25 protein-coding genes, 1 tRNA gene and 1 pseudogene are annotated in these 24156 nt (G+C 60.6%); 11 read left to right on the top strand and 16 right to left on the bottom strand.

All coding sequences use genetic code 11. The features are described 5' to 3' along the window. Positions 1 to 3 precede the first annotated feature (3 nt). Together N2600_RS14090 and N2600_RS14085 are read right to left on the bottom strand one after the other, a co-directional pair. A complete protein-coding gene (locus N2600_RS14090) occupies positions 4 to 603 on the bottom strand; it encodes a histidine phosphatase family protein (protein WP_170255044.1) in 600 nt (199 codons plus the stop codon). Then, positions 600 to 1703, bottom strand: coding sequence for an inositol-3-phosphate synthase (locus tag N2600_RS14085; protein ID WP_260109016.1), 1104 nt, complete (start codon positions 1701 to 1703; stop codon positions 600 to 602). Before N2600_RS14085 ends, N2600_RS14090 begins: the two co-directional genes overlap by 4 nt. Before the next feature lie 146 nt (positions 1704 to 1849). On the opposite strand from N2600_RS14085, the gene N2600_RS14080 reads away from it, so the two are divergent. Next, on the top strand, positions 1850 to 3598 hold the full coding sequence (locus N2600_RS14080) for a hypothetical protein (RefSeq protein WP_260109015.1): 1749 nt from the start codon (positions 1850 to 1852) through the stop codon (positions 3596 to 3598). Between the two features lie 29 nt (positions 3599 to 3627). Here the strand turns inward: N2600_RS14080 and N2600_RS14075 are convergent, their stop codons facing one another. The 8 genes from N2600_RS14075 to N2600_RS14045 all read right to left on the bottom strand — a co-directional run bounded on the left by N2600_RS14075 (position 3628) and on the right by N2600_RS14045 (position 8208). Continuing rightward, positions 3628 to 4371: a TIGR04290 family methyltransferase gene (locus N2600_RS14075; protein WP_162116044.1), complete on the bottom strand. Its 744-nt coding sequence runs from the start codon at positions 4369 to 4371 to the stop codon at positions 3628 to 3630. 25 nt (positions 4372 to 4396) lie between these two features. After that, positions 4397 to 4522 carry a hypothetical protein gene (locus N2600_RS34615; protein ID WP_445944939.1) on the bottom strand — a complete coding sequence of 42 codons (126 nt, stop codon included), beginning with the start codon at positions 4520 to 4522 and terminating at the stop codon, positions 4397 to 4399. 388 nt (positions 4523 to 4910) lie between these two features. Beyond that, complete coding sequence (locus N2600_RS14070; RefSeq protein WP_260109014.1) at positions 4911 to 5498, bottom strand: class I SAM-dependent methyltransferase; 588 nt, start codon at positions 5496 to 5498, stop codon at positions 4911 to 4913. Beyond that, complete coding sequence (locus tag N2600_RS14065; RefSeq protein ID WP_260109013.1) at positions 5488 to 5823, bottom strand: type II toxin-antitoxin system RelE/ParE family toxin; 336 nt, start codon at positions 5821 to 5823, stop codon at positions 5488 to 5490. Before N2600_RS14065 ends, N2600_RS14070 begins: the two co-directional genes overlap by 11 nt. Further along, positions 5807 to 6058: a ribbon-helix-helix domain-containing protein gene (locus N2600_RS14060; RefSeq protein ID WP_260109012.1), complete on the bottom strand. Its 252-nt coding sequence runs from the start codon at positions 6056 to 6058 to the stop codon at positions 5807 to 5809. Before N2600_RS14060 ends, N2600_RS14065 begins: the two co-directional genes overlap by 17 nt. A gap of 118 nt (positions 6059 to 6176) precedes the next feature. Further along, the gene (locus N2600_RS14055; RefSeq protein ID WP_017964989.1) at positions 6177 to 6554 is read right to left on the bottom strand and encodes a type II toxin-antitoxin system VapC family toxin; all 378 of its coding nucleotides are present in this window, start codon (positions 6552 to 6554) and stop codon (positions 6177 to 6179) included. Beyond that, the gene (locus tag N2600_RS14050) at positions 6554 to 6763 is read right to left on the bottom strand and encodes an AbrB/MazE/SpoVT family DNA-binding domain-containing protein (RefSeq protein WP_017964988.1); all 210 of its coding nucleotides are present in this window, start codon (positions 6761 to 6763) and stop codon (positions 6554 to 6556) included. The genes N2600_RS14055 and N2600_RS14050 overlap by 1 nt, the downstream gene beginning before the upstream one ends. Before the next feature lie 347 nt (positions 6764 to 7110). Further along, positions 7111 to 8208: a branched-chain amino acid aminotransferase gene (locus tag N2600_RS14045; protein ID WP_260109011.1), complete on the bottom strand. Its 1098-nt coding sequence runs from the start codon at positions 8206 to 8208 to the stop codon at positions 7111 to 7113. 267 nt (positions 8209 to 8475) lie between these two features. On the opposite strand from N2600_RS14045, the gene N2600_RS14040 reads away from it, so the two are divergent. After that, positions 8476 to 9696, top strand: a complete 1221-nt coding sequence (locus tag N2600_RS14040) for an aminotransferase-like domain-containing protein (protein WP_170260736.1) — start codon at positions 8476 to 8478, stop codon at positions 9694 to 9696. 302 nt (positions 9697 to 9998) lie between these two features. Here N2600_RS14040 and N2600_RS14035 read toward each other — a convergent pair whose 3' ends face one another. The 3 genes from N2600_RS14035 to N2600_RS14025 form a co-directional block, all read right to left on the bottom strand. Next, positions 9999 to 11042 (bottom strand): DUF2278 family protein, encoded by a 1044-nt coding sequence (locus N2600_RS14035; RefSeq protein WP_260296548.1) that lies wholly within the window; start codon positions 11040 to 11042, stop codon positions 9999 to 10001. Positions 11043 to 11247: 205 nt separating this feature from the next. Next, complete coding sequence (locus tag N2600_RS14030) at positions 11248 to 12303, bottom strand: aldo/keto reductase (protein WP_260296547.1); 1056 nt, start codon at positions 12301 to 12303, stop codon at positions 11248 to 11250. A 99-nt stretch (positions 12304 to 12402) separates the two neighbouring features. Beyond that, complete coding sequence (locus tag N2600_RS14025; RefSeq protein ID WP_260296546.1) at positions 12403 to 14301, bottom strand: CASTOR/POLLUX-related putative ion channel; 1899 nt, start codon at positions 14299 to 14301, stop codon at positions 12403 to 12405. 206 nt (positions 14302 to 14507) lie between these two features. Between N2600_RS14025 and N2600_RS14020 the strand changes: the two genes are divergently transcribed. The 3 genes from N2600_RS14020 to N2600_RS14010 are packed head-to-tail and all read left to right on the top strand — an operon-like array spanning position 14508 to position 18227. Further along, positions 14508 to 15485 carry an ABC transporter substrate-binding protein gene (locus tag N2600_RS14020; RefSeq protein ID WP_260296545.1) on the top strand — a complete coding sequence of 326 codons (978 nt, stop codon included), beginning with the start codon at positions 14508 to 14510 and terminating at the stop codon, positions 15483 to 15485. A gap of 7 nt (positions 15486 to 15492) precedes the next feature. Beyond that, positions 15493 to 17187, top strand: a complete 1695-nt coding sequence (locus N2600_RS14015) for an ABC transporter permease (protein ID WP_260296544.1) — start codon at positions 15493 to 15495, stop codon at positions 17185 to 17187. Continuing rightward, positions 17175 to 18227: an ABC transporter ATP-binding protein gene (locus N2600_RS14010; RefSeq protein ID WP_260296543.1), complete on the top strand. Its 1053-nt coding sequence runs from the start codon at positions 17175 to 17177 to the stop codon at positions 18225 to 18227. The genes N2600_RS14015 and N2600_RS14010 overlap by 13 nt, the downstream gene beginning before the upstream one ends. Before the next feature lie 20 nt (positions 18228 to 18247). Here the strand turns inward: N2600_RS14010 and N2600_RS14005 are convergent, their stop codons facing one another. Beyond that, positions 18248 to 18610 (bottom strand): DUF4189 domain-containing protein, encoded by a 363-nt coding sequence (locus N2600_RS14005; protein ID WP_260296542.1) that lies wholly within the window; start codon positions 18608 to 18610, stop codon positions 18248 to 18250. A 177-nt stretch (positions 18611 to 18787) separates the two neighbouring features. Between N2600_RS14005 and N2600_RS14000 the strand changes: the two are divergent. The 5 genes and pseudogenes from N2600_RS14000 (at position 18788) to N2600_RS13980 (ending at position 22457) form a co-directional block, all read left to right on the top strand. Beyond that, positions 18788 to 19895: pseudogene (locus N2600_RS14000) on the top strand (endonuclease/exonuclease/phosphatase family protein). After that, positions 19892 to 20662, top strand: a complete 771-nt coding sequence (locus N2600_RS13995) for an NUDIX hydrolase (RefSeq protein WP_222291465.1) — start codon at positions 19892 to 19894, stop codon at positions 20660 to 20662. Before N2600_RS14000 ends, N2600_RS13995 begins: the two are co-directional and overlap by 4 nt. Before the next feature lie 164 nt (positions 20663 to 20826). Beyond that, positions 20827 to 21738 (top strand): PhzF family phenazine biosynthesis protein, encoded by a 912-nt coding sequence (locus tag N2600_RS13990; protein ID WP_017964976.1) that lies wholly within the window; start codon positions 20827 to 20829, stop codon positions 21736 to 21738. A 204-nt stretch (positions 21739 to 21942) separates the two neighbouring features. Next, positions 21943 to 22018, top strand: a tRNA-Lys gene (locus N2600_RS13985). Between the two features lie 142 nt (positions 22019 to 22160). Continuing rightward, positions 22161 to 22457: a hypothetical protein gene (locus N2600_RS13980; RefSeq protein ID WP_162116057.1), complete on the top strand. Its 297-nt coding sequence runs from the start codon at positions 22161 to 22163 to the stop codon at positions 22455 to 22457. A 189-nt stretch (positions 22458 to 22646) separates the two neighbouring features. Here the strand turns inward: N2600_RS13980 and N2600_RS13975 are convergent, their stop codons facing one another. Then, positions 22647 to 22967, bottom strand: a complete 321-nt coding sequence (locus tag N2600_RS13975) for a hypothetical protein (protein ID WP_260296541.1) — start codon at positions 22965 to 22967, stop codon at positions 22647 to 22649. A gap of 262 nt (positions 22968 to 23229) precedes the next feature. Here N2600_RS13975 and N2600_RS13970 point away from each other — a divergent pair, with 262 nt between their 5' ends. Then, positions 23230 to 23532, top strand: coding sequence for a hypothetical protein (locus N2600_RS13970; protein ID WP_162116059.1), 303 nt, complete (start codon positions 23230 to 23232; stop codon positions 23530 to 23532). Between the two features lie 238 nt (positions 23533 to 23770). On the opposite strand, the gene N2600_RS13965 is transcribed toward N2600_RS13970, so the two are convergent. Beyond that, positions 23771 to 24097, bottom strand: a complete 327-nt coding sequence (locus N2600_RS13965; RefSeq protein WP_260296539.1) for a hypothetical protein — start codon at positions 24095 to 24097, stop codon at positions 23771 to 23773. Between the last annotated feature and the right edge of the window lie 59 nt (positions 24098 to 24156).

Below are 24156 nucleotides of genomic sequence, written 5' to 3'. Positions count from 1 at the left end.
GGGTTATAAGGTCACTTCGTTGAGCGTCATCACTTTTGCACCCCAGTCACCGATCACAACTGTCGTGACGGAGGCGGGCGCAATATCAAATCTGGGCCAAGCATCGATCGGCAATCCCAGGACGTGACTCACACCCGCCTTGATGACATCGGCATGAGAGACCAGAGCTATTCGGTTTTTGTCACCGCCGCTGGCCAAAGTCTCCATTAGGCCGAAGATCCGAGTTTGAACGTCCAGCATCGTCTCGCCTCCTGGCGTGCGGGTGAGGCTACGTGTGGTATTCCACCGCCGCCACAGAGGATCGTCATTAAGGACTTCGAACGTCTTTCCGGACCAGTCGCCGAAATTCACCTCGTCCAAAGCATTGTCTGTTTGCGGTAGAGACAGACCACAGGCCGATGCGATACCTTCTGCCGTCTCCCGTGTACGTTCGCGCGGGCTGGTGTAGATCTCAGTGATGTCCTCGCGGCGCAGCCTCTGCCCGAGACCCTGAACTTGCGAGCGGCCGGCTTCGCCAAGCGAAATCCCGGCCGTACAGCCGGCCAGGAAATTCCCGACATTGTCGTGGGCGGCGTGGCGGACCAGGAAGAACGTTACCGTCATTCCGCGGCCCCGCGCAAAACATCCTCCAGGTCATCGATGAAATCCTGCGTTCGCCGGCGGGCCTCGTAATCAGTGAACTGCTGCGGCGGCGATTTCATGAAATAGCTCGACGGCCCTGTCAGGGCTCCGCCAACGCCTCGGTCGAGGGCCAATTTCGCGCAGCGTATCGCATCGATGACCACGCCAGCGGAATTGGGGGAGTCCCACACCTCAAGCTTGAGCTCTGCGTTGAGCGGCACGCCGCCGAAAGTGGTGCCTTCAAGCCTGATATAAGCCCATTTCCGATCGGTGAGCCAAGGGACATGGTCGCTCGGTCCGACATGTACATCGTCTGCTGGAAGCGGAATATCCAATTGGCTGGTGACCGACTGGGTCTTGGAGATCTTCTTCGATTCCAGCCGCTCGCGTTCCAGCATATTGAGAAAATCGGTGTTTCCGCCGAAATTGAGCTGATAGGTGCGGTCCACACGGACGCCCCGTTCGCGGAAGAGATTGACGAGCATTCTGTGGACGATCGTTGCCCCCACCTGGCTCTTGATATCGTCGCCGATGATCGGCAGCTTTCGGGCAGCGAACTTCTGCTGCCATTCCGGTTTGGAGGCTATGAATACCGGAATGCAATTGATAAAGGCGCAACCTGCCGCCAGCGCCTGTTCGGCGTACCACTTCGTTGCCTCTTCCGAGCCAACGGGAAGATAGGAAATTAGCACTTCCGTCTGGCTTTGCCTGAGGATTTCCGCCACGTTCGCTGAAGGCTCGGTCGATTCCTCGATCCGATCCCGAAGATACTTCCCTATCCCATCCATCGTCCTGCCGCGCCTTACCTCCACGCCAATCGGAGTGACATCTGCAAAACGGTGAGTGTTGTTCGGCTCGGCGTAGATCGCTTCCGCGACATCTCGCCCTACCTTTGAAGCGGCAACATCGAAGGCGCAGGATATCTCAATATCGTGCACATGATAGCCGCCGAGATCAGTATGCATGAGGCCTGGAACCGGCTCGTTTTCCCGGGCGTTATCATAGTATGTAAGTCCTTGAACCAATGACGAGGCGCAATTGCCAACTCCCACCAATCCAACGCGAATGGATTTCGAACGCATGGTTCCCTCCAGGGGCTGCTTTCTGAGGCATCTACAAAGCTAACAAGCGGGAGCCGCAACGGTTCCCAGTTCTTCCGATTTTTTCAATTGCGACTAACGATCATCCAGCCAGTTCGGGCAGGCAACGTGGCAAAGAGGAGGACCGGATGCTGGTCTATGGCGATGTCGAGCACATCGAGAGCGCAGCAGCGGTGCGCGCATCGATCAGAGGATTGATGATGGCGTGTATCGAAATGCAGCCAAGCCGTCAGCGCCACGAAACTCTAGTCCAGGCGTTCATCCTGACCGGAGAATTGGTCCAGGCACTGGCCGATCTAGAATTCGGGAAAAAAGGCGCCGACGATGTGTCCGAGCTTCAGGACGCCGGCGCGAAACTTTTGCTCATGCAGGCGCGGGAGGTCATGCAGTCGTGGCGAGACGGATTTGCCGGGATTTTGTCCTTTCCAAAAGATTGGACAGCCAAACTCGAATCTTTAGACAGCACCGATCCGGTACGGATGAAGCGGGCAGAGGGCTACGCCTTTTATGCTTTGTATCCCGAGAGCTATATCGAAGCGGCTTCGATCTCGAAACTAACGCCTCAGACGGTCGTCATCGGGATACGGAGCATCGGGACCGGACTGGCGGCCATGGTTTCCGCAGCCTTGGGTGCCGAGCCTGCCTATTCGCTGCGGCCGACGGGCCACCCGTTCGAGCGGCAGGTAAATGCTACGCCCGATTTTTCCAAGCGCATCCTTGCCCATCCCGATACCGATTTTGCTATCGTCGATGAGGGGCCGGGGCTATCGGGGAGTTCGTTCGGCTGTGTCGGGGACTGGTTGCAGGCAAATGGCGTGGCGTCCGGTCGGCTTCACTTTTTCCCAAGTCACGCCGGTGAGCCGGGTCCGCATGCGAGCAAGACGCATCTGACCCGTTGGCGAGATCGACCACGCCATGTCGTCAGCTTCGATGATCTTACTCTGAAGGCCCAAGACCCAAAACATCGGCTGCACACATGGGCGGCCGATGTCGTTAGCGTTGCGAGATCGTCGTGGCGGGATCTGTCCGGTGGCGCATGGCGCGGCGTTCGGTATCGCGATCCTTCGCATTGGCCGCCGAGCCACATGCAGATGGAAAAACGCAAGTTCCTGATGGAAGCCGAAGGAGAAGCCTGGCACGTCAAGTTTGCCGGGCTTTGCGGGAGCGACGTGGACAAGGCGCGCAGAGGCTCTTTGCTGAGCGAAGCCGGCTTTATTCCGAGGATTGTCGGCACCTGTTACGGATTCATCATCGAAGAATGGATAGATGGAACGCCCCTCGACAATAGCGGTGTAGGCAGGCGCCACATGGTGGATCACCTCGGACGTTATCTTGGTTTTCGGGCCCGTCACCTCCCGGCACGAAACGGCGGCGCGTCGATCCAGAAACTTTGCGAAATGGCAATTTTCAATATCGCGGAAGCGGCAGGATCGAACACAGCAGAAATATTGAGGCGCGCAATAGGCATGCCCGAGCGGCTAGCCGGACGATTGCGACGGGTCGATACGGACAACCGGCTTCACCCATGGGAATGGCTGACGAGCACCACCGGGCGGATCATAAAAACGGATGCGCTCGACCACAATGCGGCCCATGATCTGATTGGGTGCCAGGACATCGCCTGGGACGTCGTGGGTGCTTGCGTGGAGTTCGAACTGTCGAGCAAGGAGCGCGAACGTCTTGCCGATCTCGTCGCTCGGCAAGCGGATTGCGACTTGCGCGACGATGTACTCAGGTTTTTTGAGGCTTGCTATCTCGGTTTTCAGATAGGACTGTGGTCGCAGGCTAGGGGCAGCGTCGACTGCGCCGAGACAGCGCGCATTGAACGCACCATCAAACGTTACCTGGACCGCCTGCCCCAATTGATCGATATTTGACTGCAGAAGCGGTTTGGACCTGAATTTCTTCAGCAAAGTGCCGGAGGCGGTTCCGCCATGGGATGGCGCGTCCCATGTTCCACCAGATAAACTTCCCGTTCCGGATTTGCACGAATGACAAAGCCAGTGCTTCTCAGCATCGCTTCGACCGCCGCCTTGTTCGGAATGAACCAATTGGTGGGGTCGCCGGCGTAACGTTCTTCCACGAAATAAAGCTTCGGAAAGCCGCGCTGCTCAAATATTGTCGCGTCGGAGAAGTCGTAATTTTCCTCGAGTGCCGCGACTTCCTCTTCACCCCGCTGCATGCATTGAAACAGCATCTTTCCGCCGACAACATGCTCATGCAGAAGGTCGAGTGCCAGTAGCGGATGCCGCAGGTGATAAAGGACACCCATGAAAAGGACCAGGTCAAATCTCTCCCTGAGTTTTTCCACCTCGTACACCGACATCAGCTTGAACTCGATATCCTCACCTGTCTCTCTGGCTGCGAACTCAGCTTGCCTGAGATAATGCGGGTCGGAATCGATTCCGACGACCCGCCCGGCATTTCTCCTTTTCATTTCAAGCGAGTAGAACCCGGCGTTGCAGCCGATGTCCAGAACGCTGCATCCGTTGAGATCTTCAGGCACAACCTGCTGAAAGTGTGCCCATTTGAAGGACGGATAGTCACCGAGGAAATGATCCGGCGCGGTTTGAACGCCGTTAATTCGCAGATTGTGAAACCATGGCCTCAGGGCTGCGATGTCGCTTTCCAGTCGAGCTTTCTCATTCATTCCTTACTCCAATCCGCAGCGTCGATCATTCCTTAGAACGCGCCGCCGAGATGTGTGTTCGGTTGCGCTTGAATTTTCTAACAGCCGACCGTATCTGCTCAACGGACCGAGGGCCGATCCCCGAGAGTTTGAGAAGTTCGGCGTTCTTCATGTCTGCCAATTGGCTCATTCGGTGAATTCCGCTTCTGGCGAGCGAACGGGCAATCCATCCTGGGAGACAGGTGGTCAACAAGAGATCTTTGGTATCTCCCCGTCCAATCCTCGTCCGCTTTTGAGATACCTGCGGCATGTTCAGCTATAGCCGGCTTCGTCAGATTGTGATCGAACCCCCTTGATGGTTTTCGGTTCCCGCTGAAGAAGAAAAATCCGACGATCGTGCGCGAGTTTCTCGATGTCTCAGCCGACACGAAACGACTGGGAGCCAACACACTCAAGGAGAAGGGTTTGTTCTCTATTGACGGAGGGGGAGCGGCGTTTTCACCTGAAATCGCGACGGCGCCAAGAACTGCGTGCCGAACATAGGGCGGAAGCTCTGGCCTTTATCGTTGCGCGCCCACCACGAGCCAGCGGGTCGGCTTGCCGTCATAGCCGCCGCCGTCGCTTTCGCTGATGGCGATATTCCGCCAGCCGCCCTTCGTCAAAAGCTCCGACAGCCATTCGGCTGAGGGGTAGTTGTAATAACGACCGAAGCCGTCATGGCCTTCCGCATCGCCTGCCTTGAATGTCGCGTGAATGATGCCGCCAGTCCTCAGGGCACGCCGGATGCGGGCGAAGACGGCGGGCAGCTCGGGCCTCGGGACGTGGAGAAGGCTTGCCTGTGCCCAGACTCCGTCGAAGGCGCTATCGGCGTCGAGCTCTTGGAACAACATGACCCTGATCGGCCTGCCGATCAGCACTTCGGCCTTTCTTGCAAGCTCGGCCGAGCCATCCGTCGGCGTCACGTCGAAACCGTGCGCCAGCATGTAGGCGCTGTCCTGCCCGCCGCCGCAGCCGAGTTCGAGGATGGCCGCACCCGGCGCAAGCCCAGCGAGAAAGGCATCGAGCTGCTGCTTTGGCAGGCCGCGCGCCCGGTTGGCGTAGGTCTCGGCATTTTCCTCATAGAAGTAAAAGGTGCGCTCAAGAGGCATGCTGTTCGGCCGATCGCGGGCGTTGGTTGGATTGAAGATGTCTTTCGGGAAGCCGGTCCGCGTCGATGATGTCAATGACGACCATCCCTGCCGATGTCACCCGGTAGAAGGCGACGTGGCGCATGTGGAGGAGGCGGCGAAGGCCGACGCCGAGTTCGTCGCACTCTTCTCCCATGGAGGGAGCATGGGAAAGAAGCACGAAAATCCTGTCCCAGTCGAGAAGATAGGCGTCTGCCTGCGCCTCGCCGAAGTTGAGGCAAGCATATTCGTCGATGCCTGATAGCACCGCGTCCGCCTTTCGGGTCAGCCTATAGGCTATTGTCACGCAGCTTCGCCTTCGTTTCCGACAGGATGTCGGGAATGCGTCGATCGCTCGGGCCGCTTTCCTCAGCCTGTCTCAGGATGTTGCGCAGTTCGTCGTCGTCAAGCTTGTGATGGAGCTGGTCCTTCAGAATGAGCTCTGTCAGGAATGCGTCAGCACTGCTGTATCTGCCGCTTGCGACACGGTTTTCGACGTATTCCGCCAGATTATCCGGAAGCGAGATCGTCATTTTCGCCATTGGATTCGGTGCCGCCTGCACATGCCGGTTTTCAGCCATTCCAGATGCCAGATTATCATTTCCCGGTTTGTGATAGAAGCGTTGTGCCCAGCCGTCGAGGGCTTGGGTCACATGCGGATCAGTCTTTTTTATCGATATAGATGACGCGTTCGAGATCCTTGAAATGGGCATCGCAGGTCAGGATATCGGCATCGTGGCGCTCCGAGGTTGCATAAATGATCGCATCGGCGGTGGCGAGTTTATGGGCTGCCGATATTTCGGCAGCACGGCGAGCAAGCGTCGTGTCGAGAGAAACAACCATGCATGTTGCGGTATAAGCGATGAAGCTGTCGACGGCTTCCTCGTCCTTTTCGCGTGCCAGCCATTTGGAAAGCTCGAGCTGCACGATCGTCGGAACGATGCATTGATCGCGTTCCGGGATTTCGGCCTGCAGCTGGATTCCAGCAGCACTTTTCGTCAGCCATTCTATCCATGCGGAGCTGTCGATCACGCGCATCAGAAACGGTCGTTCCGGTCGCGGTAGTTTGTCTTGTCTGCACCTTCGGCGATGCCGCGAAGATCGGCAAGCGTCGGGACCGGCATTAGCAATACGCCTTTGCCTTTGGGAATGAACACGAATTCCTGTCCCGCCGACCAGTGTTGTTGTTCGCGCACTTCCTTGGGAATGGAGATCTGGAATTTTGTAGAGAGGGTTGCGGTTGCCATTCTTACCTTTCCTCTATCGATTAATAGATAGTAAGAAATCACTTGGCGTCGGTCAATGGCGAACCGTTTTGGCGTCGGTACTATTTCTGTCGCCAAATGGGAAGTTGACGATGGTTTTTCCCGGCTGACTTGGCCCCAAAAAACCGGGCGGCGTCCGTTTCGAAAGCGATCCGCGGATTGCTTAATGGCTGTCGGCTCGAAGAACATACGTAATGTATCGTGCAGATCGAAACGAACTCCGACGAGGGCGGAATAGATCGCCAGCCCGACGGCTTTTCCGGGCGAGGCGGAAAGCGGCGTCCACCATGTCGGTGCTGACGCCGCCGTTGGTGTGGAACGTCCGGATTTCAGGCCGGGATGAGGCGCGTCCAGCCGTGCTCATCGTTCGTTACGCCCTTCTGCAGACTGACGAGCTGCTGGCGCAGTTCGCTGGTCAACTTGCCGGTGTGTCCGTCTCCGACTGGAAATTCGCCGCCGGCATGTCGAACCAGGCCGATGCCCGCCAGGACCGCGGCAGTGCCGCAAGCGAAGGCTTCGGCGAGCCTGCCACTGGCAGCGTCGTCTTGCCATTCCGCGAACGAGTAGGGGCGCTGCTCGACGCGCAAGCCCCTTTCTTCGGCGAGTACGATCACGGAGGCCCGGGTGATGCCCGGCAGAATCGTGCCGCCAAGGGGCGGGGTCACTACTGATCCATCGTTCATCACGAAGAAGATGTTCATGCCGCCGAGTTCTTCGACCCAGCGGTGCTCTGCGGCGTCCAGGAAGACGACCTGATCGCAACCCTTCTTCGACGCCTCGGCTTGCGCCACGAGGCTGGCTGCGTAGTTTCCGCCGCATTTTGCCGCACCCGTGCCGCCGCTGGCTGCACGGGTGTATTCGGTCTCGACCCAAAGGGAGACGGCCTTCGCGCCGCCCTTGAAGTAGGCGCCGACCGGAGAGGCGATGATGCAGAAGATATATTCCTGAGCCGGACGAACGCCGAGAAACGCCTCGTTGGCGAACATGAAGGGGCGAATGTACAGGCTGGCGTCGCCGGACGGAATCCAGGCCTTGTCGACGCGGACCAGTTCTTCGACCGCCTTCAGGAAGAGTTCTTCCGGCACGGGAGGCATCGCCATGCGGTTTGCCGACTGCATGAAGCGGCGGGCGTTCTCTTCAGGCCGAAAGAGCAGGATCCGGCCATCATCTGCCTTGTAGGCTTTCATGCCTTCAAAAATTTCCTGAGCATAGTGCAGCACGGCGCTTGCAGGATCGAGCTCCAGAGGACGCCTCGGCGTAACCTTCGCATCATGCCAGCCCTTGTCGGCAGTCCATCGTGCCAGGACCATATGATCCGTGAAGACCTTGCCGAAGCCGGGCGTCGCCAGTGCCTTTATGCGGTCGGCGTCGGAGACGGGAGACTTGTGGAGTTCGATTTTGATTTCAGGAGGGGTCGTCGCGGTCATTGCTGGCACCTTGATAGTACATTGAATAGTGGCGGCGACACTACTGCCGCCGGGCTGGTCTTGGAAAGGTCTGAATCGGCCGGTTTCGGCTTTGATCAGCGGAATAATCGCTTGATGGGGCTGACATCGAGCAGCAAATTCTGGATCGAGCGCCTTGATATCGGATGGCGTCTACACTTGTCACCGTGACAAGAAAATAGGTCAGTATTATTGACATAATTTCCGCGGCATGATTTGTCGGCGGTATAGAAAATACGAGGAAACTCCATGCTGAACTGGGACACCATGTTTGCGTCGCGCTCGTCGCGCATGCGCGCATCCGAAATCCGCGAGCTCTTAAAGCTTCTCGACCGGCCCGACATCATCTCCTTTGCCGGCGGCATTCCTGATCCGGCGCTGTTTCCGGATCGGGAATTCAAGCAGGCCTATGCCGATATCTTCGACGGCGCCGCCGTCAATTCGGCGCTGCAATATTCGGTCAGCGAGGGCTACAAGCCGCTGCGCGAATGGCTGGTCGGGCAGATGGCGGCTCTCGGCATCCCTTGCGAGCTCGACAATGTCTTCATCGTGTCCGGTTCGCAGCAGGGTCTCGATTATCTCGGCAAGCTCTTCCTGTCGCCTGATGACACCGCACTCGTGACATGGCCGACCTATCTCGGCGCGCTGCAGGCCTTCAACGCCTATGAACCAGCCTACGACCAGCTGACGCCGAACGGTAATCGGACGCCCGAGTCCTACCGCGCGGCCGCTTCCGCTGCCGGCGGCAAGGTGAAGTTCGCCTATCTTTCCGCCGACTTCTCCAACCCGACCGGCGAGACCGTCGATCTCGACGGCCGCAAAAAGGTCTTGGCACTGGCAGAAGATCTCGACATCGCCCTCATCGAGGATGCGGCCTACCAGTCGCTGCGTTACGACGGCGATCCGATCCCGCCGATCCTGGCGCTCGAGATCGCCGAGAAGGGCCATATCAACGATACGCGCACGATCTATTGCGGCAGCTTCTCGAAGACGCTGGCACCCGGTCTTCGCGTCGGCTTCATCGTCGCAAACGCGCCCGTCATCCGCAAGCTGGTGCTGATGAAGCAGGCGGCCGACCTGCATTCTTCGACGATCAACCAGATGGCGATATCAGATGTCGCCGAGCGCGGCTTCGATGCGCAGGTCGCCAAGATCAAGGCCGCCTACAGCAAGCGCCGCGACTGCATGCTGGCCGCACTTGACAAATACATGCCGGAAGGCACCAGTTGGACGAAGCCGGAGGGCGGCATGTTCATCTGGATCACGCTGCCCGAGGGCATGGACGGCGCCAAGCTGCTGGCGAAATCACTCGAAACCGCCAAGGTCGCCTTCGTGCCCGGCAAGGCGTTCTTCGCCGATGGTTCAGGCGCCAACACCTTCCGAGTCAGCTTCTCCTGCGCCAACGAGCAGATGATCGAAGACGGCATCGGCCGCCTGAGCGCGCTGATCTCGGCCGAAATCGGCGGCTGACGTGAGAGGTTGAGGAGAGGGCGTGCCGTGCGGCCCCCTTCCGACCCTTCGGGCCCCCTTCTCCGCTGGGGAGAAGAGGAAGCAAGCCGTAAGCTTTCGCTTCCATAACGAACGCTTTCGAGGAGGCGAGGCGTTGCCGCGAATCTCTTCTCCCCAGCGGGGAGAAGGTGGCGGCAGCCGGTTGAGGGGGTGAGCGGCAGAGAGCCGCGAATGCACTGAGCGCAGGCGAAGAGCAACATGTGGCACAAGCCATACAGCTCCATAGGCTCCCCGTTTTGCAAACCAGGCAGCCAGGGCGCCGATCAGAAGATCGTCGTCCAACCTTCGTTCGCCGTCTCGCTCTTGCCGTAGCCGACCCGGTCGGCCACGGCGCCGTCGGCATTGCGCAGGATGATGTCGCCGCCCCTGTTGGCAAGCTGCGGGCCGCCGGCTGCGGCATCGAGCGCTATGGTGCGCAACTCGCCGGCGCTAAGCGATCCCGACAGCGTCTGGCTCCTGCCGTTTTCGTCCTCCAGCTTCCAGCCGTCGAGCGATGCCTCCATGTCGGAGCGGTTGATGATCGTTACCGTTTCGGCCTCGGTGCCGCCTTCGCCGTTCACCGGGTTGATCAGCGCGGCGGCGATGCGCAGCGACGAGGCGACGATCGGCTGCGGCCGGCGTGTGCCTTCGCCGCGGCCCTGGCCGCCGCGGCTGTCGGAAAGCGGATGACCGGTCATCGCATCGGTGTTCCAGTTCTGCGACTGGAAGCAGAGGAAGATCGCCGCCCATTCGTCGGTATCGTTGAAATGGACGAGCAGGGCGCCATCCTGGTTCGGCCCGTTGGTGGCCTTGAAGCTGCCGCCGTCGCCCTGGTTCATGTGGATGTCGTGGATGCCGTTGCCCGGTTCGAAGTCGAAATATTGGTCCGGCTTGTTGTTCTCAGGCCCCCAGGCCTCGCCGAAGGCGTAGAAGTGTACGTCGGAATCGACAATGCCCTCCTGGACGATCGGCTCGATGAAGTCACGCAGGTCGTTCTTCGGGCCGGTGAGCTGAAAGGGCGCGACATTCATGTCCTCGCGCTCGATCAGCCCGCCGCGGACATAGTCGATGGCAAGCTCCGGACGGTCCTTGCGGATGTCGGTCAGGCCCATCGGCAGGGCTTCGAGCGCCTCGGTCAGCGCCGGGTGCTTGAAATCGACGATATTGGCGTAGAGCAAGTCGTGTGGCGATTCCTTGGAGCGGACGTTGAGCGCGATGCGGTAGCTGACGCCGTTCGCCTCAATGCGGATCTCGATGTGCGGATCGTTGTCGTCGTCAAGAGCGAGTGCGCTCGCCGTACCCTTCAGGACGTTGTAATTCTTCAGCATGGAGAACCTCGCGGGAGTGGCGGGGTCTTACGATAACACGGCGAAAGCGCATCTTTTGTGACGGCTAAAGTATGGCGCGATCTTTCAGATTCGCCTGCCACACTTTAGGTCTTTGATTGAGCATGTCGCGGTCGCAAAACCGCTGCATACTTTTGCGCGACATGCTTTGTCTTCCGCCGTGCAACGCCGGATCCGCTATCGCCTGTTACTGGAGATGCGGGCCGAAAAGCTCCAGGTCGGCTTCACCAAGCCTGTCGCTAACCGTGTTCAGCTGATGCCAATAGGGATAGATCACCGGCGGCAAGCTGACCGCGTCGAGGCGCTTGCGTTCGTCGTCCGTGAGTTTCAGCTCGGCAGCGGCGATGTTGTCGCGGAACTGGGCTTCGGTGCGGCCGCCCATGATGACCGAGGTCACGGCCTTGCGGCCGATCAGCCAGGCGAGCGCCACCTGTGCCGCCGAAACGCCGCGCTCTTCGCCGATCGCGACCAACGTCTCGACGATATTCCAGAGCCGGTTCTCGTCGCGGATCGGCGGTTCGGTCCAGCCGGCGAACTGGCGCGTGCCTTCGGGCGCTGCCTGGTTGCGGCGATGCTTGCCGGAGAGCAGGCCGCCGGCGAGCGGGCTCCAGACCAGCACGCCGAGTCCCTGATCGATCGAGATCGGCAGCAGCTCGTATTCGGCGTCGCGCGCCTCCAGCGTATAGTGGATCTGCTGGCTGACGAAGCGCTGGTACCGGTGCTCGTTGGCGATGCCGAGCGCCTTCATGATGTGCCAGCCGGAATAATTCGAGCAACCGACGTAACGCACCTTGCCCTGCCTGATCAGGGTGTCGAGCGCTTCCATCGTCTCTTCCAGCGGCGTCTGGCCGTCCCATTCATGCACTTGGTAAAGGTCGATGACATCGGTTTTCAGGCGCTTGAGGCTCGCCTCGCATTCGCGGATCAGGTGGTAGCGCGACAGGCCCTGGTCGTTCGGGCCGTCGCCCATGCTGAAGCGGGCCTTGGTGGCGAGCAACACGCCCTGCGGTCGCTTGCCGCCGAGCACATCGCCGATGATGTTTTCGCATTCGCCCGATGAATAGGCATTGGCAGTGTCGATCAGGTTGATGCCGGCATCGATGCATATGTCGATCATCTTGCGCGCCTCGGCGACGCCGAGGTCGCCGACGGTCTTTGCCCAGCCGACGCCACCGAAGGTCATCGTGCCCATGGTCAAAGTCGAGATCTTCAGGCCGGAACGGCCGAGCAGACGATATTCCATTGAAATTCCTCCCTCATCGAAATGTGAGTGACGTAGCGCAAAGCACGGCAATGGCAAATTGCCGCGCGTTCACGCCTGCGTGAACTCTCACACGCGGGTTCACTGGCGGGCGAGGATGATCAGGCGATCGGCCTCGGCAAAGGCCAGAAGATCCGATTTCCCGGGATTGACGACGACGCCGGAAAGATTGCGGGCGTCGGCTTCTCCCTGCCGCTGCCGTTGATAGCCGATCGCGACCTCGCCGCGGCGTAGCGCCGCAAGGCAGATCGTATAGAAGGTCAGCGGCTTGTCGATCGAAACGTAGTCGGTGACCGGGCGCATGTAGATTTCCGAGCCGTCCTCGTCGAGCAGTTCGTCGAAGATCGCCGCCATCTGGCCGTTCTCGGAGGCCTGCGCCAGCATCAGGCTGACGAGCTTGTTGCTGACGACGAAATCGTCGGCGCGGGTTACGGCGGCAAGCTCACGGTTGCGCACGTCGATCATCTCGCTGACGATGCCGATGTGGCGGCCGGTCTTCTCGGCGATCCGGCGTAGCTGCAAAAGGGTGACGAGCGTGCGGGTGTCGGCGGGTTGTGCGGCCATGTGGTCGGAGTAGCCAAGCACAAGCACGTGGTCGTAGCCGGGAATATCGAGGTCGTCGAGTTCGGCGCGGCTGCTGGTGTCGGTGACGCGGCAGGTGACCGCCATGTTGTCGCTTGCAAACGTCAGGCCACGAACCTCCTCCTCGATATCGGGCGTATCGGCGGCGATGGTGAGTTGCGAACCCGGGGCGACATAACGCGACAGCTCGCGGGCGATGATCGGGCCGCGGCGGTTCCAGCCGAGCATCAGCGTGCGCTCCGCCTTTGCCTCGCGTGTCACTGGAGCCCGGATCGCCTCCTTGTCGACACGCATCTCGGCGGCGGCGCTTTTGATCGCGGCATCGTCTTCGGCGATGATGATGGCGCGCTCGCCGGGCAGGAAGTTGCGGTTTGCCGGCGGGTTGAGATGGACCGCGCCCTCGTTGTCGCAGAAGCCGATCGGCGTCGAGGTCTCGTACATCATCACCGCGGCGCCGAAGCTTTTACCGGAGAGTTCGGGCTGCTCGAGCGTATAGATCTCACAGCCTTCGAAATCGAGCAGTTCGGAATAGACGCCTGACAGGCCCGACTGGCGGCTGGAATGGGCGACAATGCGCGAGATCAGGTCGTCGGCAAGCACCAGTTGCAATTCCTTGCCGCCGACGATGCGCGCCACCTCGGCATTCCTGGTGTCGCGGATTTCGGCGGCGATCTGGTAGGGCTCCTTGCGGCGGCCGGGATCGTTGACGAGGGCGAGCACCGTCTTGATGACTTCGGAATCGGCATGGTCGCCTTCCGGCGACAGCACGATGATCGAGCGCGAGGTGTGCGGATTGACGATGCTGATGTCGTAAAGATCAGTCGGATCGCCGCTGCGGCAGATGATACGGGTGTTCCTGAGATTTTCGATCTTGTCGGCAAGCTCGTCCTCCATCTCCACCTTGTCCTTGGCGGCCATGATGACAATGCGCGGGCGGCGCCGGCTGGTGTTGGCAATGACGAGTTCGGAGATGACGTCGAAGATTGAGGGCGACCAGTTGAAGATGATCGTATGGTCGTTTTCGAGCACCTGCGAGCGGCCCTTGCGCAGGTCATCCAGCTTTTCCTCGATGCCGGAACTCAGCACGCCGATCAGGGCCGAGAAGACGAAGATGCCCGATATGGTGACGACAAGGGAGACGCCGCGGAAGGGCCAGCCGATATCACCGCCCATCGTGCCGGCGTCCATAGTGCGCATCAGCGATTCCCAGGCACCCTCGACGAAGCTCATATGCTCGCCGCCGTCGGGCGCAATACCGGTCAGCGCAAGCAGCAGACCTGCAGCGATGATGACAACCAGCGATATCACCGCCAGCCAGCCGATCAGGGCGATCGGGCCGGCGGCCATGCTCTTGTCGAACTGGTAGCGCAGGCGCGCGCGCCAGGGTGTCCGTCTCATTCTTGCCATCCCCTCGAATCGGCCCGGATCGGGCCGCGTCCATAGGCGATTCCAGAAATCGAGGGGGCGATCAACTGTATTGTCGGCAGGGCAGGCGAACCACCAAGGAAGGTTGTGGGAATGGGCCGCGTCGGCTGCGGCGCGCTGTCACATGTCTGTCAACGACCCCTAATAAGGGAGGGGTATCGAAATCGAGGATCTTCCCCATGAAAACCATCGTTTCCGCCGCAGCGCTTCTCGCCGCGAGCCTGTTTGCCATTCCGGCGTCCGCCGCAAACCTCGTTCTCTATACCAGCCAGCCGAACGAAGACGCACAGGCGACGGTCGACGGCTTCATGGCTGCCAATCCCGATATCAAGGTCGACTGGGTTCGCGACGGCACGCCGAAGATCATGGCCAAGCTGCAGGCCGAGATCCAGGCCGGCAACCCGGTTGCCGATGTTCTGCTGATTGCCGACGTGGTGACGCTGGAGCGCCTCAAGCAAGATGGAAAGCTCATGGCCTACAAGTCGCCGGAAGCCGCAGGGTACGACGCCGCCCTCTACGACGCCGACGGTTACTACTACTCGACCAAGCTGATCACGACAGGCATCATCTACAATACCTCGGCCGCGATGAAGCCGGCGAGCTGGAAGGACTTGACCAAGCCGGAAGCCAAGGGCCTCGTCACCATGCCGAGCCCGCTTGCCTCGGGTGCGGCCCTCATCCACGCCCAGACGCTCGCCGCCGTTCCCGGCCTTGGCTGGGACTTCTACAAGTCGCTCGCGGAAAACGGCGCAATCGCGGCCGGCGGCAACGGCGCCGTGCTGAAGTCCGTCGCCTCGGGTGAGAAGGCTTACGGCATGGTCGTCGATTACCTGCCGATCCGCGAGAAGGCCAAGGGCGCTCCGGTCGAGTTCGTCTTCCCGAGCGAAGGCGTTTCGGCCGTCACCGAGCCGGTCGGCATCCTTGCCAGCACCAAGAACGCCGATGCCGCCAAGACGTTCGTCGATTACGTGCTCTCCGAAAAGGGCCAGGAAGGCTTCCTGAAGCTCGGCTACATCCCGGCCCGCAACGGCATGAAGCTGCCGGAAGGCTTTCCGGCGCGAGACACCATCAAGATCCTGCCGATCAAGGCGCCCGAAGCGTTGAAGAATACCGATCAGGATCTCAAGACCTTCTCGGGCATCTACCGCTCGAACTGATCCTTTCATGCACGGATACATCAAAACCGGAAACAGCCAGCCCGCCTGGCTGTTTCCTTTTGTCGTCATCATCGTCCTGATGCTCAGCGTGCTGCCGCTCGCCCGTCTTGCCATGGTCGGGATCGCGGCTTTCGCCAATGGCGGCGTGATGACGGTTCTGAGCGAAGCCTCGCTCTGGTCGGCAACCTATTACACGATCGTCACTGCCATTTTGGGCACGATCATCTCGCTTGTCATCGGCTGCCTCTTTGCTTTCCTGCTGACGCTGACCGATATCCGCGGCAAGGGGCTGCTCAGCTTCTTCTTCGTGCTGCCGATGATGATCCCGCCGCAGGTGACGGCGCTGGCCTGGGTGCAGATGTCAGGCCCCTCCAGCCCGCTGTTGAAGGCGCTGCACATCGCTCCGCCGCTCGGCTCGCCGCAGCCGCTCTATTCGGTGGGCGGCATCGCGCTGCTTTATGGCGTGCAGCATGCGCCGCTGGTCTATCTGGCGCTCCGAGCCGGGCTGATGACGCTGCCGCGCGACGGGGTCGAAGCCGCGCGGCTTTCCGGCGCTTCCAGCCTGCGGGTGTTCCGCGACATCATTCTGCCCCTGTCGCTGCCCGGCATCATCGCGGGTGCGGCGATCTCCTTCGTCTCCTGCACCGGCAATTTCGGCATTCCCGCCATTCTCGGCATTCCGGCCTCGATCTTCACGCTGCCGACGTTGATCTTCACCAAGTTTTCCGCCTTCACCAGCCGTACCTTCGGCGACGTCGCCGTGCTCTCGGCAATCATCGCCAGCATCTCGGCCGTCGGGTTGATGATCCAGGACCGGGCGCTGCGCGACCGCGACTACCGCGTCATCGGGTTATCCGGGGCGAGTGCGGCCTTCGAACTCGGCGCCTGGCGCCTTGTTTTCACACCGCTCGTATGGGCGATCCTGTTCTTCATGCTGGCAGCACCCTTCTTCGCGCTTGTCGCCGGCGCGCTGGTGCCGGCCTATGGCGTGCCGCTCACCTTTAAAACCATGTCGCTGCATGCTTTTGAGGAGATCCTGTTTCGGCAGGCGGTGACGCGCACCGCCTTCATCAACTCGCTGTCACTTGCCGGCGCGACCGCGCTTTGTCTCCTCGTGGTGACGATGCTTGCGGCCTATGCGCTGGCACGACGCAGGGATCTGGCTTCCCGCATCGTCTCGAGCCTGATCGAGATACCTTATTCATTGCCCGGTATCGTCATCGCGGTCTGCTTCATCCTGGTGTTCGCAGCACCGATTCCAATCCTGCACGTCTCGCTCTACGGCACGATCTGGATCATCCTGATCGCCTATTTCTCCTCCTTCTTTGCCGTCAGCCTGAAGCCGGTGGTCAGCGCCTTCCACCAGCTCGATCCGGCGCTGGAAGAGGCGGCGCGGCTTTCCGGGGCCGGCTTCTTCCGCCGGCTTTTCCATATCATCGTGCCGCTGATTGCGCCCGCCGCCGGCGCATCGGTCATCCTCGTCTTCCTGATCGCCTGCAACGAGCTGACGATCTCGGCGCTGCTCTGGTCTGCCGGCACCCAGACGCTCGGCGTCGCCATCTACAATCTCGACGACAGCGGCAGTTCCGATCTCGCCTCGGCGCTTTCGGTGCTCGTCGTCCTCATGGTCGTCGTGCTGATGTTGCTGCTCGAACTTCTGGCGAAACGGCTGCCGAAAGGAGTGGTCCCATGGCGAGGCTGACCCTCAACCAGCTCGGCAAGGATTTTGGTACAGGCCGGGCCGCCGTCAGCGGTTTTTCGCTCGAGGTGCGCGATGGCGGCTTCCTGGCGCTGCTCGGGCCTTCCGGCTGCGGCAAGACGACGGTACTGCGCATGATCGCCGGTTTCGAGACGCCGAGCGACGGCTCCATCCATCTCGGCGAGCGATTGCTTGCCGATGCCGCGCGGTCGCTGCCGCCGGAAAAGCGCAACATGGCGATGGTCTTCCAGTCTTATGCGCTTTGGCCGCACATGAGTGTCGCCGACAATGTCGGCTATCCCCTCAAGGTGCGCGGCATTTCGGGCGAGGCCTACCGGACGAAGGTGCGCGACGCGCTCGGCACCGTGCGGCTTGCCGATTATGCCGAACGGCCTCCAGCCGATCTCTCCGGCGGCCAGCGCCAGCGCGTGGCGCTCGCCCGCTGCCTGGTGACATCACCCGACGTGGTGCTGCTCGACGAGCCGCTCGCCAATCTCGACCGGCATCTGAAACAGGAGATGGAGGAGACTTTTCGCGAGTTCCACCAGCGCTCGGGCGCAACGATGATCTACGTCACCCATGACCAGAGCGAGGCGATGGCGCTCGCGACCGACGTCGCCGTCATGTCGGAAGGGCGGCTGCTGCAGGTGGCGGCTCCCGTCGAGATCTACGCGCGGCCGGAAGGACGCATCGTCGGCGGGCTGATCGGGCGAGGCGCGATCGTGTCGCTGCCGCGTGCTGCTGGTGACAACAGGGCGCTGGATTGGCAGGCGCTGGAGCCGATGTTTGCTGGCACTGTTACCAGGGCAGCCAACGGCGACAGGGTCGATGTCCTCGTCCGGCCGGAAGATGTTATGGTCTCCGGCGAGAATACCGCCGGCGAGGGGATCGCGGCGATGGTCGAGTCCGTGCTCTTCGAGGGCGAGCGTTATGCGCTGAAGCTCGTCCTCACCGACAATCAGGTGCTGCGGGCCTATGCCCGTTTTCCCGTCCGGACGGGTGACAGCCTCAGGCTATCGGTACGCGCGGCGTGGCGGCTTTGAGACGCCGTGCCCCGCCAAAATCATTCGCTGCCGGAACATTGCCAGCGGATGACGCGGCAGCCGCCGGTTTGCCGGTTGCAGCTGCCGATCGCCTGGCGCTGGGCCTCGCGGCCATCATAACCCCAGCCGGAGCCCCAGCCGCCGCGACGGCCGACGGCTACCGCGCCGCAGCCGTTTCGGAACCAGATAGCGATGCGACAATCGTTGGCGCTGCTGTCGCAATTGCGTCGGGCAACGGTTTCTGCGTCGCCGCGAGTGTCATAAGCATAGGACCAGCCGGTGGCGCTCGTCGAGGGCGAGTAGGCGATGGCGCCGTAGGTATCGGCAAGGGCCGCGCCGGCGAGGGACGTCAGAACCGCAAACGATGCAAGAACCCGCCTCATGAAATGCCCCGCGCCGGAATGATGATTGCCCTCTGCAGAGACTATGTCAGCAGCCTAAGTCACAGGCAATCGCCTTCGGGGCTGTAAGCGGGGTGGTTGTCCGCATATTTCTTGGCTCCGCCATCTTTTCCTGCGGCTTCTGCTGGTTAAGTTACTCCCCGCAACCGGATCCTTCCCATGTCGCTTCGCCTGGCCACCTTCAATGTCGAAAATCTGCTGACCCGTTTCGATTTCACCGGCTTCCGCAACCAGCTGCGCCAACCGTGTCATCAAGCTTTTCCAGGTGTCGAGCGAGGGCGTCTATCAGCAGCTCGAGCAGGCCCGGGTGATTGCCGCCGCCGACGATACCCGGCAGATGACGGCGCTCGCGATCGCCGATGCTGACGCCGATATCCTCTGCCTGCAGGAAATCGACAACATGGCTGCCCTTCAGGCCTTCGAATACGGCTATCTCTTCCGCATGGTCGGAAACGGCTACCGCCAAAAATACCTGGTCGAGGGCAATGACAGCCGCGGCATCGATGTTGCCGTCTTGATGCGCGAGGAAACGCGCGACGGCCAGAAGATCGAGCTCAGGGATATCAGAAGCCATGCGATGACGACCTATCGCGACTTTGATCTCTTCGACGGGGACGTGGCGCTCACCAACCGTATCGACGACAAGATCTTCAAACGCGATTGCCTGGAGCTCGATCTTCTGATCGGCGGCCGGCCGTTTTCGCTCTACGTCGTGCATTTCAAGTCGATGGGCAATCCGCGCGACGGGCTGGACGGGCGGCAATCGACCATGCCGATCCGCCGCGCCGAGGCGCGCGCCGTGCGCCGCATCATCGAGGATCGCTTCGGTGCGGAGCAAGCCGGCACGAAGAGCTTCGCCATCTGCGGAGACATGAATGACTATCAGGAGCGTGTCGACGTCATCGGCCGCCGGGGCACGGGCTATCGCTTCCAACATCAGAACGAGACCGAAAGCGCGCTCGACATCTTCAGCCGCGACGGCTTTGCCGAAAATGTCGTGCGCCGCCGCGAACCTCTCGACCGCTGGACGCTCTATCACGCTCGCGGGCCACAGGAGCAGTGGCTTTGCCAACTCGACTATCTCTGGCTTTCGCCAGCACTTGCCGCCCATAATGCCGGCCGCCTGCCCGAAATCATCCGCAGCGGCCAGCCCTACCGCACCATCTTCCCGCCGGGGCAGGAGGTGGAGCGTTATCCGCGCACCGGCTGGGACAGGCCGAAGGCGTCCGATCACTGCCCTGTCGTCATGACACTGGATCTCCCATGAAAACGAATTTGAACATGAATTTTCCGAATACCGATTTTTCCGATTTCGCCGGCTGGCCCCCGGAAGCCACGGTCTTCCCGATCGCCGGCGTGGATCTGCGCATCCTGCCCGGTCCCCATCCCTTCGCCGTCGCCGAACAAGCGGCGATCCGGGAGAACTGGGCCAGGGAGACGGCCGCCAATCCGGCGCTGTTCGATGGGCGCATGGTGTTTCAGCAGCGGCTCTCGCTCAGTGAAAACGGGATTGCGGGCGAGGGCCACGTCATTCCCTTTTCCGCCTTCATGTGGTGGCGCCGGCAGCCGCAGCGTCAGGGCGGCATTCACATCTTCGCCTATCCGGTGCTGGAAACCTCGGACGGTGCGCTTGTGGCGATCCGTATGGGCGCCCATACAGCCAATCCCGGCCAGGTCTATTTCGCCGCCGGCTCGCTGGAGCCCGAGGATATCGTCGACGGGCGCTGCGACATCGAGGCAAACATGCGCCGCGAGGTCCATGAAGAAACCGGATTGGATCTTAGCCGTTCGGTGGCGGGGCAGGGGCTCTTCGCTAGCCATTCCAACCGGACGGTGACGCTGTTGCGGCTCTTCCGCTTCGATATGACGGCGGACGAGATGATCGAACGGATCGAGAGTCACATGCTCGTGGCCGAGGACAAGGAGATCGCGGGTGTGGCGGCGATCCGCTCGGCCGATCACTCGGCGCACCCCTATAATATCGCCATGCTGCCCGTGATCGACTGGTATTTCGGCAAGGCCGAGCGGAGTTGATGTATCCGCCCAAAGCCATGTAGCGTTTCGGGATAACGACATGCATCACCTAAAGATCGAAAGCGCGTCATGTGATTCCGGTTGGCGTGACGCGTTTTAGCGCCTTGCACTCGTTCGCCCGGTCGGGCAGGTTGGCGGCGCGATGACGATTCAAGGAGGCCGATGTGGCGCGAAGCTACAGCGTCTATGACGTGTTCACCGATCGAAAGCTTGCGGGCAACCCGCTGGCGGTGATCTTCGACGGAGACAATCTCAGCGACGAGGCGATGCAGGCAATCACCCGGGAGATCAATCTCTCGGAGACGGTCTTCGTTCAGCCTTCGACCAACCCCGCCTATGCGGCGCGTCTGAGGATATTCACGCCTGGGCGCGAGCTGCCCTTTGCCGGCCATCCGACGGTCGGCACGGCGGTCGCGCTGGCCGAACGGGTGCACGGTGCTGCGACGCGCGATCTCGTCACGGTGCTTGAGGAAAATGTCGGGCCGGTGCGTTGCGCGGTGCGGCTGAGAGAGGGTGAGGCGAGCTTTGCCGAATTCGACCTGCCGCGGAAATCGCAGCCCGCCATCATGCCGCTCGACAAGCTCGGGATCGCCGATGCGCTATCGCTGAAGGTGACTGAGATCGGCTTCGAAAATCACGTCCCGTCGGTCTGGAGCGCCGGCGTTCCCTTCCTGCTCATTCCGGTGCACGATGTCGGCGCCACGCAGCGAGTGGAATTCGATCCGCAACTCTGGGAAAAGATCGTGCCCTTCGTCGATGGCGCGCTTGCCTCGGCCTATGCCTATTGCCGCGGCGGTGTCAACCACGTGGCGAAGTTCCATGCGCGCATGTTCGCCAGCGGTATGGGTATCGTCGAAGACCCGGCCACCGGTTCGGCGGCGGCCGCACTCTCCGGCGCCATCCACCATTTCGACCGACTGACGGACGGGCATCACCCGATCATGATCGAGCAGGGCGTCGAGATGGGCCGGCCGTCCTTCATCCACCTGCATATCGATGTCGACGCGGGAGCGATCTCCAACGCGCGGATCGGCGGCCAGGCGGTACGGCTGGCCAGCGGCACGCTCGACCTTTGATTTCACTGGCGCTGAGGACGCTCTATCACTTTGAATCGGCGCATAATCCTTCCCAAAAATCGATTCCGATTTTCGGGCTTCTGCGCTGTATTTCAGCCATGCCGAAAAATCTTCGCGATTAACCAAAGAAATTTCGCCTATGCGCTGGACAAGCCTGCCGATCCTGTTTATACGCCCCGTCACACCGCGCAGCCAAGCGCGAACGGGTGATTAGCTCAGTTGGTAGAGCAGCTGACTCTTAATCAGCGGGTCGTAGGTTCGAGCCCTACATCACCCACCAAATCTCTTGAAAAGATTGATGTATTTGAAATCAGGCCGGATTTTCCGGCCTGCTGGAAGCGGGCGACATTGCTAGCCTTGCCCAAATGACTGGTCGCAGTGATCTGTGCGCGCTAGTTTCCCTCACACACTGGGAGGGTCCCATGAGAAGCGTCATTCTAGTCGTTGCCTTGTCTCTGCCGTTACCGGCCTTTGGCGCAGGCGTCATGAACGTCAAAGCGAGCGAGCATAGCTGCAGCGAGCTTGCTCAGATCATTCGCCAGAACAAAAAGGTCTTTGTTCGCATCGGTTTCGGCGGCCGCAGTTTCCGTTATCCGCCCGCCCAGTGCAGTATGGGTGACAAGCGCACCACGACCAGTTTGCGCGATGGCGAGGGAAAGCAATGCATCCTTGATTATTCCTGCGTCTTCGACCCCGCGTCGCCCTATAACTTTCCCTAGAACGGGATGATTTTAGGCCGGGTCGGCCTGAAATCCGAATCCTCTTCTAGATTAAAGAGTTAAAGCAGGATGTCGTCCGAAAACTGCTCACCCTTTTCGGCATCATGCTCTGGACGCTTCCGTTGCGAGAGGGAGCGAGCGGGAAGTGCGGGCGGCGGTCAACTTCAGACGGCGCCAACCGAGGTTACGTCAATCGCTGCCGCTCAGTTTCATGCCGGCGAGCCAGAGAGCGGCGACGATGAAAAACGACAGTACCGCCATCATTGCTATGGGCGGTGCGTATTCCTGGAAGGAATGCGAGGTGTTTAGTCTGGTGACGTAAATAATCACAACCACAAGTTTGATCGCGATCAGCAGGGCCAAGGTCGCGTTTTTGGCGTAACGCCTGATTTTCGGCCAATCGAAGCTTCTGGCGGGTGGCGCATCGACCTTCTGTGCTGGAACGGTCCTTGTCCGCTCCGGCTCTGCAAGGTGTCTACGCCCAAACGTCGGTTTCATGGCCGGCAGCATAGACCAAACATCTTGATGGATGGGGATGCGGCAACATCCTTGCGGAGTAGCGAAGGAGTGTCCCGTACACCTGGATTCGCTGTCTCAAAGAGCCCGCGCGGTTGGTCGCTCATCCGACAATTTCTGTTTCGACACACGCCGTTATCGAGCGTGCCGGGAGCCAAAGGGGCAGGGCTGCTCAGATGTATAATTCGGAAGGTTTGCGGACTGGCGGCATCGGGTGCGATGCCTTAACTTCGCTCTATCACATTCAGGAGTTTCCATGAAAAGCGTTGTTCTGGCCGTCGCACTGCTGTTTCCGTCCGTCGCTCTTGCCGTCGAGGCGGTGGAGGTCAATGCCAGGGATCACAGTTGCGAAGAGCTTGCGCAGATCATCCGCAAGGACAAGGCGGTTTTTGTGCGGATGGGCTTTGGCGGTCGCAGCTTCCGCTATCCGCCGGCCAGGTGCAATCTCGGCGACAAGTATGACACCGCAAGGGTGAGGGATGCCAATGGCAAGCTTTGCCTCCTCGACTACGAGTGCGTGTACGATCCGCAGTCTTTCTATAACAGGATTCCCAGATAATCCCGATCAGGCGTTGCCAGTACGGCTGTTCGTATGGATGACGAGGTCAAGAAAAAAGGCCGGGCGAAATTCGCACCGACCTTCCTCGATCAGTCTCGATAACGGCTGCCAGTACCTCCGTGGTCAGCGGTCAGAGACAGATTCAGCATCCCTTAAATAGGGTTCGCTTAAATATCTTCAAGCGCTCGCGGCAGAAAAGAAGCCGGCACTGGGCCGGCTTCTGCTGGCCGGGCAGCGATTACTGCTGTGCCGGGGCAGCCGGCGGCGGAGTGGCCGGTGCTGGTGCCGGCGTTGCTGGTGCCGGTGCGGGCGTTGCGCTGTTATTGGTCGGAGCGATCGGCTTGGCCGGCGCCGGCTCGGATTGGGTCGTGGAGGCTGTCGTGTCCGGCGATGTGCCGGGGGTGCCCCACTGCGAATAGGCGAATGCAGCGACAGCGATCACGGCCAATGCAGCGACCCAGACAATCCACGTATTACTGCTGCGCGCGCTCGGCGTGGTGCGCAGATCCAAATTTGGGTTCAGCGGGCGGTTCGGGTCGTTGGCATTATTGGGGTCGTACGTCATGGTACTTTCTCCTCTTTCGGTCAGAGAAGAATGCCGAAGCGGGCTTTTTGTTCCGTTCT

The organism is Rhizobium sp. WSM1274, assembly GCF_025200775.1.
In the GTDB taxonomy this organism is placed as follows: domain Bacteria; phylum Pseudomonadota; class Alphaproteobacteria; order Rhizobiales; family Rhizobiaceae; genus Rhizobium; species Rhizobium leguminosarum_I.
Note: the sequence above shows the minus strand (reverse complement) of the source record. Positions and strands in the feature narration are given on the sequence as shown.